The organism is Acinetobacter sp. ANC 4169 (genome assembly GCF_002135355.1).
GTDB lineage: Bacteria > Pseudomonadota > Gammaproteobacteria > Pseudomonadales > Moraxellaceae > Acinetobacter.
On the sequence record NZ_NEGE01000001.1, the window covers coordinates 284,644 to 298,263 of the forward strand.

Consider the following 13,620-nt stretch of genomic DNA (forward strand, 5'->3'; position numbering starts at 1 on the left):
TTATCCATGGAATGCATGAATATTCTGCAAGACATAAAAAGAGTAATTTATACTGAAAATAACTTTTTAGAGATAATTTATTCTTCACTTTTTAAGTGAGAAAATTGCGTCAACCTAATTTGATAGAATTTTATTTTTATAATAAATATATTTATTTAAAAAAATTTTATATTTTGAATGGATAACATACAAAAAATACCTTTAATAAATTAAAGGTATCTTAAAAAAATTGTAATAATGATTTTAATTAATGAATACCGTTTTCAAGAAAATCGAGCGTCATACGATTAAACTTATCCGCATACTCCCATTGTGCCCAGTGACCACATCGATTGAATACATGTAACTCTGCACGCTGTAAACCACTTAATAAAATTAGGCCTGTATCCATAGGTACAAATCGGTCTTCACGCCCCCAAATAATCAATGTCTCATTGGCAATTTCATTTAGACGATGACTCACGTCAGGAAATTGCTTAGGATTTACTTTGAAACTATTAACAAAATTTTCAAGATGGTCTTTACGTGCCAGAATACTATTAAAGCGATTCGTGAACATTTCTTCCGTCAAATTGCTTGTGTCATATACGAAAATATTCATCATTTCTTTCAGATTTTCTAGGCTCGGTTCCTGATAAAGCTTGTTTATCCGCTTAATCCCTTCCGCAGGTTTCGGTGTGAAGATCCCCCCCCCACCTGTACCACCACCCATTAAAATCAATTTATCGACCAAGTCGGGATATTCTAAAGTAAATGCAATCACACTATGAGCACCCATCGAGTTGCCGATCAGACTAATTTTGCTTAGGCTCAGTGCATCTACCAACCCTTTCAAAATTCGAGCATTCAAATGAGAGCGTGAACCACGATCATTCAGGACTGTATCGCTTTTACCCCATCCTGGACAATCCATCAAAATCACCCGAAAACCTGTATCGATCAGTGGTTGAATATTGCGATTGAAGTTTGCCCAACCACTCGTACCCGGTCCAGAACCATGTAACATCACCACCACTCGGTCACCTTGCCCAATATCGTTATAATGAATATTGAATGTCGATGCTTCATCCTGAATTGAAATAAACTTGCTGGTTTCTGCTTCAGTCCATTGTTTTGCCATACTTCTATACCCTAATTTTTTTGTGTTTTGAGTTAAATCATCATTTAACAGTGGTAAGTGTGAGTGCGCCATATCCTGCAATCCATTCAGGAATGGGACGATAATAACGCCATTTTTCTTTTGCCCGACCAAATGCTGCCATGGCAGCAGCAGCAGCGACCCAGTTTTTAACCTCGTGCGTCGATTTGCCTGCCAGATCAGAAAGCTCTTGGTTACTCAACGTATCTAATTCACCTAATTGCCCTGTAGCGATCAGATTCAAAAACCACTGATCCCACTCTGAATTTAAGGGATGCAATGTGTTCTGATCACCAACAAAATGGTGTGCTGCGTCAATGACACGTTGAGTCCGTGCTTCTCGTTCATCCGCAGGTAAATTACGTCCACTGCCCAGTAATCTATCTTTGACATGATCATTGGCGCTATGGAGTTCCGGCACTGGTGGCTGATGCGAAAGACCACCAGAACCAATAATCAGTACACGCTTCTCTAATGTGGCAACGAAATCTCCTAAAGCTTTACCAAAAAGTCGTGCTCTTTTAAAAGATGGCAGTGGTGTAGCGACAGAATTAATAAATACAGGAATCACGGGAACCTGATCCAGCCCGCCTAACAAAAACTCTAAAGGCTGTGCAAAACCATGATCGACCTGCATTTTATGAGAAATAGCAACATCAATTCCTTGCTCCAATACATAAGTGGTAGCAGCTTCAGCAAGCTCGGCAGGGACTGACAAATCACCCTTAGCGGAGCCAAAATCTCCAATCGCATGTGCTGCCGTGCCAATACAAAACGATGGCATCATGTCGTAAAAAAAACCGTTATAATGATCCGGTGCAAAGAGCAAAACCAATTCTGGATCAAATTCCTCAATCTCTTTACGCGCATTGGCAATCGTATTTTTGATTTCATCTAGAATGGCTTTTTCTGGATCAAGCAACCCAATCAAGGGCGTATGAGATAAACACTGTAAAAGTGCCTGCATTTCAGGTTACCTCATCGTAAACTTTAAATAGATAATCATTAGCCTATTCTTCAATCTGCAGATACCATTAATTACTGGCAACAAACTGCTCAGCGAAAATATTCTCTGGTTTAACACCTAACTCTAATAAACGAGTAGTTGCAGCATTGATCATCGGCTGCGGACCACAAAGATAAGCAACTGTGTTGGAATCGGTTATATCAGCTTCACTCAAGGCACTCACCGGACTTCCGGCATGATGACCTTCTTGGGCTTCTCGATCTACGCAGATTCTTGCTTCTAAAGTCGGTAACCACTGGCTCCTTAACGCAATGTCATCCAGGCAAAATAGTGCTTCAGGTGTGGCACAGCCGAAATTGAGTAGCATTTTAGGTTTGACACCACTACTTTGACGCAAGGTATCAATGATCGATAAAATCGGGGCTAAACCAGTACCACCAGCGATAAAGATATGCTTGGCACGCTTATGTTCTTCGCGTAGGAAAAATGAGCCATAAGGACCTGATAACGTTAATACATCATCGACCTTGGCATGTTCTGTCAAATACGTGGACATCTGCCCATCCGGGATCAGGCGGATGAGAAACTCAAGTTCCGGGATAGATTTGTTGGTACTGGATGGAGAATAACTGCGTAATACACCAACACCAGGGATGCTAATCTGCATAAATTGACCTGGACGAAATTGCAGATAATATCCTTCTGCTAACTCTACTTTTAGGCGTACTGCATTTGCACCAAGATGTTCAATGGAGTTAATAAAAGCTTTGACTTCTTGTGCACTAATCGCGCCAATGTCACTGCCATAATCTAAATCAAAGCTACAATCAGCATCGGCTTTTGAAATACATAATAGACGGTTGCCCAGATTGTATTCACTTGAAAGTAAAGTTGAACTTTTTCCATTTAGCGTACTGGCTTGACCATCTTTTAAGGTACAAATACAGCTGGAACAACTGCCTGAACGACATTGATATAACAAGGGGATATCGTTTTCTAGGGCAGCATCGAGGATGCTAGTATTGGGCTGAACTTCAAATTCTTTGGTTACACCATCGGAGAAGTTCAAGGTAACTTTATGCGTGATGACATGGAGATCCGAATGATTTGATTCGCTTCCAGTAGAGGAAGTAGCAGCCATGTTGTTATAACTCTGGCTATCTTTAAGAAGATTAGGGTTGTGAACACATTCATCCATGAGCATGAATTTAATTCCTTTTAGTTTGCTTTTCACTCCCCCTATAGTGGAAAAATTTCATCCTCAAGCGCGCTCCATCTAGTACCCCTTTTATCCCCAAAGTGCATATAATATTTTAAGATAAACATCTTATAGACAGCATTTCTTCATCAAGTGAATAACAAGTAAAATTCGGTACCATACCCTATGATTAAGCATTTATTTTTAAAAAAGTACACTATTCAGAATCAGAATAACAGACCAGCCATAGACTGAAATAGCGAATCAACTGATTCAACACTTCATATTTAAAAGAAGAATAGATAAATATGAGCACTTCTCAACGAGATAGTGTTTCATACGGAGTTTCTCCAAATCGGTGTTTATAATCTGTTGAAAAATGTCCTAAATGATTGAATCCCCATTTAAATGCGATCGTTGTAACTTTATCCGTACCCAAACTGGCATTTTTTAGATCTTCATAAGCATATTGCAGTCGAATTTCTTTTAAAAAATGCATTGGTGTAGTATTTCTATATTTTTTAAACCCGTTAAATAATGACCGAGCACTTACACCGGCAAATTCTGCCAAATCGTTAATGCTAATCGCTTTTTTTGCATTTTCCTGAATATAATATTCAACTTTCTTCACAAATGCCGGCGCGATTGAAATGCTATCATTATGTATTTCGTGAGAATAGGTATTGAGTTGATAATTTAGCAGCATATTCACTAGATTATTTTCGATTTGGGAGACCATCAAAGGAGAAAGATCGTCTTCATCGGATACAAAATTGGATATCCAGTTCACCATCCGCAACCATTGTATACCAGCTTTGGTATCTACAGACATGGTTGGATCAAATTCGATATTCTTATTTAAAGTCCGGTTTAAAATTTGCTGGCAATTTTTTTCAACCAATTTTTTATCGATACGAATCACTAATTTTTCGGTATCAGGCTGATGGTTAATCACGCTTTTGACATAAGGATTAATAATGCCTATTTCTTTAGGGGTACATAATATCTTGTCTTTGCCTAAAGTAATTCTTTCAAATCCACGTATTGGGATCTGAATCAGAAAAAAATCTTCAAAAACAGCAGGCTGAATGGTGATTTCACCACCATAACTCATTCGACCAACACCAATATTACCAATCTTTCTATAGAAAAATTGCGCATTCAAAGAACTAGCTACACTCTCCACTCTTAAATCATTAGCACATAGCATTTTGGCCCCACTCGAACGAATTTCTTCAATATCACTTGAGTGGCAAACTTCATAATTTGAAAGCACTAATTCAGGGGCTACACCCGTATCAAAACTTAACTTTTGCAATGTTATTACTCCTTGTATATAGACATTACTTTTGTGTGTTCGTCCTGAACACGCTTTTGAATATCTATTTAAGAATTAAGGAGTAATTCTTAAATAGATATCGATCAAGTTTTAAGTTTTTTTTGTAAAATCCACATTGCTAATCCATTGTAAATGACAAAAAGAATTGCCTCACAATGATCACGTGGATGGCTGCCATCAAATCAAACGACGATCAAACCTGCTCAAGTATTAATCATGCAAGTTAGCATCACAATGATCAAAACTATCAGATTTAATATTTTTCAGACCTGACGTCTAAAGGTGAGTTTGGCGACACGTGCTTCAGAAGTCCCTTCTTCAAGTTTAGCTGTCATAAGGGTGAGCACATCGCCTTGTAATTCAGCAAAACGATGTTGAGTGCCACCAATCCAATTTGGGAAAATGCTATATTTCACATGATGAGTAATGGTATTGCCCTCCACATCAAATCCCCCAGCATAAGTCAGATAGCTGTTATACGCTCCTGCTTTTTCTGCATCATCAGCCGACCATTGACCACCGGTAGTAAAGACTTTGCGGTCTTTCTGGCTAATCACACAGGACATGCCATAGTCGCTATACTCAATAAAACCGTCTAACTCAGTACCCATTGGCAAAACAATACGCCCATCGTCATACAGTTGTTCCCAAGACTGTACAGTCCAGCGACCTTTAATCGTGTCTCGATTCATCATCTTTATCCTATTCATTTTAGAAATTCTTACAATTTTTATGTGTATAATTTTATTTATCGGTGAGTACAAAATCCGCCAATAATTGAGTGAACTCTTTGGCCTTTTCAATCTGTACCCAATGACCGCATTCACCAAAGACATGTAATTGTGATTTGCGAATTAAGCGTACCAGACGTTCAGAAACTTCAAGCGGAATAACCAAATCATCACGACCGTGGATAATCAAAGTCTGGTGTGGGAGTGAGCGGATTTCATCCTCCTTTAGTGCCAACATTTCAATACCAGCTTGACGCGGTTCAGGAAAGAGCTGTTCAAAACGCGTTTGAACATCATCTCGGATGCTAGCTTCATAACGCATTCTGACTAAGTCATCAGTAATAATACTGTGATCATAAGCAAACACCTCCATCAAACCACGCATTGCTTCTACAGAAGGCTGGTAACCCCACACTTTGTCTAAACCCGCTGTCAACTCAAAGGATAATCCCGCTGCCCCCATTAATACGAGCTTATTCACTTTATCAGGATGTGTTTTGGCAAATGCTAAAGCTATAGCCCCCCCAAAAGAGTTACCTACAATCGAAACACGTTCGATATTTAATGCATTTATTAGGCCAACCAGTGAATCAACCCACGCAGCTCTGTCTAATTTTTTATTTTTAGGGCATTGACTATAACCAAAACCAAGCATATCAGGTGCAATAACCCGTGCTTGCTTAGACAACTCTGGGATAATGCCACGCCAATTGGCCCAACCTGTTACCCCTGGCCCTGAGCCATGAATTAATAAAATCACATCTCCTTTACCTTGATCGTGGTAGTTAATGATGCAATCATCTACTTGAATACTGTTCGCAATTTCAGGTGATTGTTGTAGCTGAGTATTTAAACTAGACATATGTTTTTAAACCTTCCTTAGTTATTTAAATTTTGAGTTGTTGTCACGACAGGGGCACGCAGACCTTTTTGTGCCAATCGTTTCAATATTTGTCGTGCTTCTTCACGTTTATCATCTGGTAACCAGGTTCTGTCATGCCCCCAAAGGCTCATCCCTTCAAGTTCGGTTGGCTCCCAATCGGGCCCGACTGTACGTGTAGCCCAGCCTAATTCAATCATCCAATCATCTGGGTTTTTTAAATAGAATGAAGTAGCATGATCATTAATATGTCGACCTAGAGTTACACCAATACTCTCAGGATTGGTCAACGCCATATCATAAGCTCGTCCAACATCATCAAAATCATTGTACTCAAGCATTAAATGATAGATCTTCGCTGGGCCACCGGTATGGGCGATTCCAATCGTATGATGTCGCGGATTACAGTGTAGAAATTCAACACGAAACGGCGCGTTGGTGTGATCACTCAGCTTAAAACCGAAGATGTTGCGATAGAGATGACTTAATTGTTCGAAATGTTCTGTAATTAATGCAACATGTCCCAGCCCCATATCTCCTGTTCGAAATCCACCAATCGGGCGACCCGGTACAAATGGAGTATCTGCATCTGCCAGACCATAAGAAACCTCTATGCGCACACCATCTGGGTCATAAAAAAACACCATGCCATCTACACCGCGAAGTAATCGCTCCTGAGCTGTGCCTTCGATTACCACATAGCCTTCGTCTTTCAACTTTTGCGTGATATTTAGAAGCTCAGCTGCATTGGCAACTTCAAAGCCCATACTCATGCTAGTAACTGCTGCTGTTTTCATGATGAGAAAGCGCTGGATTTTTTCATCTACGCGTAAACGAAGACACTGATTTAACTCAACAGTTTCGACCTGCATCCCGATATGATCTCGGGCTTGCGTCGCCCATGCCTCTAAATGAGGCGTTTCTACCACAATGTAACTTAATGCCTGTATCATTCTTATGTCCTTATTAATATTTAAAATGATTATTCTGCTGACATTCCACCATCGATAGAAAGCATCGTTCCAGTGACATAAGATGCCTGATCGGACAACAACCACATCACCGCCGATGTCACTTCATACAGTTGACCAATGCGATGCATAGGCACTCCATCATCGTACATATGGTCATCACCCCCAGTTACCCGATCGTAACCTGGGGTCTTTATTGGACCTGGGCAAATGGCATTTACTCGAATATTTTGTTTGGCATAATCCAAAGCAACTGCACGTGTTGCACCTACAATTCCGTGTTTTGAAGCAATGTATTCCGGTGTATTCGGCATTCCTTTTAACCCAAAAATGGAGGCATTATTCACGATGGATCCACCACCATTTTTAAGCATTGCTGCCGTTTCATATTTCATCAAGTAAAGGACACCTTTTAGATTTACATCTATCGTGTCTGATATATCCTCAATTGATGTTTCATGCATACAACCGAATTCACGTTGAATACCAGAGTTGTTAAAAGCTGCATCCAAGCGACCATAGGTATTGAGAGCGAATTGGACTAAGGTTTCACAATCTTCCGCTTTAGATATATCTGTCACTTGAAATACAGCTTGTCCACCAGTATTCGTAATTTCATCAATAACCGCTTGTCCTAATGCAGGATTGCGGTTACCAATCACAATTTTAGCCCCTGCTCGTGCTAAGGCCAGGCTTAAATCACGTCCCATACCGCTAGCACCACCAGTCACTAATACGACTTTGTCTTTCCATTGACAATCTGTATTCATCGATCCATTTCTATTCATTATTCTTCACTTCTCTGATTAAATTGAATTTTAAGTAACCCTGCTTATGCCCTTGGAATACGGCCAATAATGCTTTCTAATATCTGGCCTATGGCTAGTAATCGACGATCACCTCCCTTTGGACCGTCAAGTTCCATACCCACAGGTAAACCTGTTGAACTCCCTAATCCAACAGGTATTTGAATGCTTGGAATACCTGCACTTGCGGAGGGTTCAGTGTTTTGGATTAATCGTTCAAAATTTGCAGGTTGATAGATATCATCATTGGCTAATGGAGCCACCATTGCAGTGGTTGGAAAAATCAAAGCATCGATGTTGTATTGTGTAAATAATTCCTGATAGCGCTCTCGCAATAATTCACGCCCACCATTTTGAGCAGCTTTATATAATGGTTCTACATCGACCAAACCATCAGCCGTAGGCATTTTTCTTGGAAGTACCCACTCGTCATAAATAGCTCGAACATCTGGACTACAGATTTTTTTGGCTAGATCTTCAATACTTATATTATGATCATAATCACTTAAATATTTGACCATACAATCATAGGCTTCATGAATAACAACAGTGAATCCAACTGGCTCGTTTAATGCCTGAAGGCCTGAATCTTCTATAGTTATAATCGTCACACCATACGATTTGAGCTTATCAATAGTGTTTTGTGCTAACTCTGCCGTATCCGTATCAAGGTTACGCCAAAATTCTTTTGGCAAACCCAGTCTTAATTCATGTGTAACAATCGGCGGCAATTCAAATTCTTCGGTAATGATACTATCGAGTAGGGCTAGATCAGACATAGACAATGCCATTGGCCCGACAGTATCTCGGCTTTCAGCAATAGGTATTAAGCCTTTACTAGAATAACGACCAGCACTAGGACGTAATGCTGCACAACCATTAAGTGCAGGTGGAATACGCATAGATCCGCCAGTGTCTGTACCCAAAGCTCCTAATGCCATTCGTGCACCCAATGCTGCTGCACTACCAGAAGATGAGCCACCTGCAATACGTCTACTATCATATGGGTTACGTACACCCATCCCTGTACCCGTATTATAGGCTTGATTATATCCCGTCGCCCCAAATGCCAATTCATGCATATTCGTCTTACCAATAATAATGGCACCTGCATCACGTAGCTTAGCAACTGTTGGAGCATCTTCGCTTGGAATATAATCTGAAAAGGCAGGTGTACCCGCTGTAGAACGTAAACCAGCAGTATGAATATTATCTTTGATAACAATTGGGATACCACTAAGTGGTTTCATTGTTTTTCCACTTAGACGCTGATCATCAGCCTCTTGAGCAGCTTCAAGTGCTCTTTCACCCTCTAATGTGATAAAAACATTAAGTTCTTTCCCCTGCTCTGCGCGCTCTAGACAAGCTTTTACAAGTTCAACACTTGTCATTTCACCATTGCGCAATGCACTCAATGCTTCTGCAATCGTGATATCTGTCAGTAGTGAATGCGTAGTTGCTTCAAATAATTTCATTCATATTCTCCTTTTTAAACCTTCAATAGATAAAAGCATCATCCTTAATTTTTTCAGGATTTGGATAAGCAACTTTGCTATGACTCAATCCCAGGTCAAGTAATAGCTCACATTGCTTATATGCAATAACACCTGGGTTCAGTACTGGAACTGAGAGATGCTCAGCGAGATAAGCATGGGCTTGGTGCATTGTGGTCGATCCGAGTATCAATACGTCCGCACCGTCTTCTTCAATAGCTCGTTTGCTAGCTTCTAATAACTTAGCAAATACAATATCCTCTTTTCCCTCAAGTAAGGCTTGCGTATCAGGTCTGACATCAATGGAACGCACTGAAGCCAAGTGAGATTCAAGACCATATTCTTTTAACGTTTTCCGATAGAGCGGATACCACTGTGGCCACATGGTGATAATGCTAAATTTATGCCCTAGTAAGCAGGCTGTATGAAAACTGGCAATGGCTGGAGAAAGAACTGGAATGGATAAGCGTGAACGCAGTGCAGCCAATCCCGAGTCACTCATTGTATTAATACAAACAGCATCGTAGCCTTCTTCTTCTGCTGTAATGCCGGCTGCAATCACTGCATGTTCCATGATTGCCATATCATAATAACTATCAGCTAAAGTGAGCACTTGACCCGCCCCCATAAAGCTCACTTCAATATCATCACGCATTAGTGCCTTTGGCAGTTGCGACTCGACTAAAGGTCTGGTGTATTCGCTCATAGGTACCGGGAAAATCATCTTGATTCGCTTTTTCATAAATTCATTCCTTTTATATTAAAAACTTCCTGTAAATTAAAAGCCAAGCGTCACAACCTTAAAAGACAAAGGGATTCCTATACATATAGACACAATCATATTTTCACTTTGTCTATTCATAATTCACTTTAATCGGCTGTCACACTTAACCAATTCCAAAGCAGTGCTTGAAAATGCTTTATTCCATATTTAAATTAGGACGCAACTTATGCCAATCACTCACTTCCTGCACAGCCATACCAGCTCGACATAGGGTTGCTTCGCCCCCTTTTCTTCCTATGAATTGACCACCAATCGGCATATGGTTATCTGTTAAACCAATTGGAAAACTCATACATGGATGACCGCTAACATTAAATGGCGCGGTAAATTGAATTAAATGACGATTCGCTTCTGGATCTTGTGCCAGATTGGCCAACTGATCATGCGTAGGTGCAGCATAAGGTTGTACAGGTGCCAAAATAATATCTATGTCTTGTAGCAAAGCATCCATTGCGCCATTAAAGCGTTGTGCTTCTAACAAGATTCGCTGGTAATCCATCCCACTGAGTTGCCGTCCGCCATCAATCAAGCGGCTTAAAGCAGATCCATATTGAGCTGCATATTTAGGATATGTTTCCTCGTGAGCAACTGCTATTTGAACACCACAATGTGATTCCCAATTAGAACTGACATGATAGGTATCAGGCATTTTTATCTTTTTGACTCGCCCGCCACCGGCAAAAATAATTCGTATGATTTCTTCCAGCGCTTTTTGAATCACTGGGTCTACATCCTTATTGATCCATTCAAGATCAACACCAACTGTCAGTCCCTTAAAGCTTGGCTCAATACTCGGAACTTCCAGACAAACACTAGACAGAGAGGTCGGATCTAAAGGGTCATGACCCGATATCGTCGACAATAAAAATAGCGTATCCCGCGCGCTACGGGTGATGGGTCCAACATGATCCAGACTTGCCGCCATTTCCATCACACCGTGACGACTTACTCGCCCCCACGTTGGTTTTAAACCTGTTAAACCATTAGCTGCACAGGGAAAGCGAATAGAACCTCCGGTATCACTGCCCAAAGAGCCATAACATAACCCCGCTGCTGTAGCGACACCTGCACCACTCGATGATGCACCTGCCCAATAGGCAGCTCCCCACGGATTATTCGGCTCGACAATATCAGGATGATGAATTGCAAAAGCCCCTTCGGTCATCTGCAATTTACCGAGCATGACGGTTCCGGCTTCACGTAATCGAGTGACCACGGTTGCATCATGTTCAGGGATACGATGAGCATGCAACGGCATACCTGCAGCGGTGACCACACCTGCTATATCAATCAGATCTTTAAATGCAATCGGAATGCCATGCAACGGACTACGGCAAATACCCTTTGCTAATTCATCTTCCGCCTGTTGCGCCTGTTCTAAAGCAATATCTGCTGTCACACGTGCATAACTGTTTAATTTACCGTCCAAAGCTTCGATACGAGATAACTGCGCTTTAGTGACCTCTACAGGGGATAACTTTCGGCTACGGATCAATTGCGATAGTTCGTGCATTTCTAAATAATGTATATCAGTTGAATTATTCATAAACTAATTCCAATTAAGACCGTATAAGAAACTTCTACTCGTATCTAAATCCGAGAGTTATAGATGAGATAGCTTTCTTAAAAAACTAAATAACCAACTATGTTTAAAAGAAAATTTATTTAAATTACAGTTCAATTTCACTGCGATTACGCGTCAAGGTATCAATTAAGGCATACAGGATTTTTTCTGCACAAGGCATTAAATCCGGTATATAAGTCGCTCCCATGCCCCCTAAACCTTCTGCAACGGGTAATGGTGCACCCGTCGCCGGCCACGGCCAACCTATCCTCGCTGTCGGCACACCATAGCGTCTCAATGCAGCGCCATCCGTCTGACCAGCCAAATAATCTGGCGTACCATGTGGTTTTTGCTCCACATGTTCCCAGCCACGTTTACAAGACTGAATGATCCAGTTTTCCGGATCAGTTGTGCCGCCTGGAACAGAACCATATTGCTCCCAATCTACATCCAGATCAGGGAACCGCTTTTTAAGATCATCAATGAAGCTGGCAAATTGAGCTTTCACATCAGCTGGACTGACTCGAGGGTTCACACGTATATCAAAGAATATTTCAGTCACCGCACTCGGAAATGCAGGGCGCTCAACATCACCACCACGAACACCTGCAATCCAGCCATGTGGCTTAATCACGCCACTGGTATTCCGTTCTGCATATTCAACAATCCATGCTTGTAATTCATTGATGACCGTAGCTGCTGGAATAACTGAACTTCTAAAACCGGGAGCATCGTGTGGTACACCCGCATAGCCAAGCGTGCCTTTAACCTGTAATTTAAACCATGCCATTCCAGGTTCTTCATGATAAACCCAGTTCCACGGCTTCATAATGATGGCGTAATCTGGATACATGCCACGATTCAGCATGTGAATAACGCCATTTGACATCCCTGCATTTCTAGAACTAATGTCAACTGGCATTCCACCATCTGCCATACCTACAATCAGATCACCCTTAAGTGGCACTTCAGCTTCAATTAAAGCATTAGCAACTTCAGTCAGAGTTGCTACCATAGCTTTAGGATTTGAAGCTCCCAAACCAAAAACCCAGTCATCTATTTGCTGTGCAAAAGGCTGCAAATCGGCCTCTTGGCCCTTGCCAGTCAAAACTTCTTCACCTGGCGTACGATCAAGATGCGTATCTATAGGCGCATATAACAAAACTGTCGCACCATCACCCGAACCTCGATACTCAGCCATGACATTTCCAGTCATATCGTTCATAGGGTAATAACGAGATTTCATGCCAATTTTTTTAAAATGCTCGGCCATAAACTCGCTTGCTTCACGAACTGCGCCTGTTGGGCTATGGATATTCGTTAAATCAAACAATAATTTTTGTAAACGTTGAGGGTTTAATTTTGAGCAAGCCTTTTCATACCATTGAATCTGCTCAAGGGATAAAGGGATTTTTTTAGTAACTTCCATTTTTCTTTTCCTAAAATTTAAGTATTTAGTTACTAGCAACAAACTGCTCAGCGAAAATATTCTCTGGTTTAACACCTAACTCTAATAAACGAGTAGTTGCAGCATTGATCATCGGCTGCGGACCACAAAGATAAGCAACTGTGTTGGAATCGGTTATATCAGCTTCACTCAAGGCACTCACCGGACTTCCGGCATGATGACCTTCTTGGGCTTCTCGATCTACGCAGATTCTTGCTTCTAAAGTCGGTAACCACTGGCTCCTTAACGCAATGTCATCCAGGCAAAATAGTGCTTCAGGTGTGGCACAGCCGAAATTGAGT

At 41.1% G+C, this 13,620-nt stretch carries 13 protein-coding genes; all 13 read right to left on the reverse strand.

Annotated elements, in window-relative coordinates; genetic code table 11:
* Positions 1-247: 247 nt before the first annotated feature.
* Positions 248-1,120 (reverse strand): alpha/beta fold hydrolase, encoded by an 873-nt coding sequence (locus B9T26_RS01350; RefSeq protein ID WP_086198038.1) that lies wholly within the window; start codon positions 1,118-1,120, stop codon positions 248-250.
* 40 nt (positions 1,121-1,160) lie between these two features.
* Positions 1,161-2,105 carry a 3-carboxyethylcatechol 2,3-dioxygenase gene (locus B9T26_RS01355; RefSeq protein ID WP_086198018.1) on the reverse strand — a complete coding sequence of 315 codons (945 nt, stop codon included), beginning with the start codon at positions 2,103-2,105 and terminating at the stop codon, positions 1,161-1,163.
* A gap of 67 nt (positions 2,106-2,172) precedes the next feature.
* The gene (locus B9T26_RS01360; protein ID WP_264754433.1) at positions 2,173-3,309 is read right to left on the reverse strand and encodes a 2Fe-2S iron-sulfur cluster binding domain-containing protein; all 1,137 of its coding nucleotides are present in this window, start codon (positions 3,307-3,309) and stop codon (positions 2,173-2,175) included.
* A gap of 313 nt (positions 3,310-3,622) precedes the next feature.
* Positions 3,623-4,621, reverse strand: coding sequence for an AraC family transcriptional regulator (locus B9T26_RS01365; protein WP_171262900.1), 999 nt, complete (start codon positions 4,619-4,621; stop codon positions 3,623-3,625).
* Positions 4,622-4,905: 284 nt separating this feature from the next.
* Positions 4,906-5,337 carry a lipocalin-like domain-containing protein gene (locus tag B9T26_RS01370; protein ID WP_264754434.1) on the reverse strand — a complete coding sequence of 144 codons (432 nt, stop codon included), beginning with the start codon at positions 5,335-5,337 and terminating at the stop codon, positions 4,906-4,908.
* 49 nt (positions 5,338-5,386) lie between these two features.
* Positions 5,387-6,235: an alpha/beta fold hydrolase gene (locus B9T26_RS01375; protein ID WP_086198020.1), complete on the reverse strand. Its 849-nt coding sequence runs from the start codon at positions 6,233-6,235 to the stop codon at positions 5,387-5,389.
* Between the two features lie 17 nt (positions 6,236-6,252).
* Positions 6,253-7,206, reverse strand: coding sequence for a VOC family protein (locus B9T26_RS01380; protein ID WP_086198021.1), 954 nt, complete (start codon positions 7,204-7,206; stop codon positions 6,253-6,255).
* 29 nt (positions 7,207-7,235) lie between these two features.
* The gene (locus B9T26_RS01385) at positions 7,236-7,994 is read right to left on the reverse strand and encodes an SDR family NAD(P)-dependent oxidoreductase (RefSeq protein WP_086198022.1); all 759 of its coding nucleotides are present in this window, start codon (positions 7,992-7,994) and stop codon (positions 7,236-7,238) included.
* Positions 7,995-8,056: 62 nt separating this feature from the next.
* On the reverse strand, positions 8,057-9,505 hold the full coding sequence (iaaH, locus tag B9T26_RS01390) for an indoleacetamide hydrolase (RefSeq protein ID WP_086198023.1): 1,449 nt from the start codon (positions 9,503-9,505) through the stop codon (positions 8,057-8,059).
* Positions 9,506-9,527: 22 nt separating this feature from the next.
* On the reverse strand, positions 9,528-10,265 hold the full coding sequence (locus B9T26_RS01395) for an aspartate/glutamate racemase family protein (protein WP_086198024.1): 738 nt from the start codon (positions 10,263-10,265) through the stop codon (positions 9,528-9,530).
* Between the two features lie 178 nt (positions 10,266-10,443).
* Positions 10,444-11,853 (reverse strand): amidase, encoded by a 1,410-nt coding sequence (locus B9T26_RS01400; RefSeq protein ID WP_086198025.1) that lies wholly within the window; start codon positions 11,851-11,853, stop codon positions 10,444-10,446.
* A 124-nt stretch (positions 11,854-11,977) separates the two neighbouring features.
* Positions 11,978-13,300, reverse strand: coding sequence for a M20 family metallopeptidase (locus tag B9T26_RS01405; protein WP_086198026.1), 1,323 nt, complete (start codon positions 13,298-13,300; stop codon positions 11,978-11,980).
* 25 nt (positions 13,301-13,325) lie between these two features.
* A partial coding sequence (locus tag B9T26_RS01410; protein WP_264754435.1) for a hypothetical protein occupies positions 13,326-13,620 on the reverse strand: 295 nt, incomplete at its 5' end.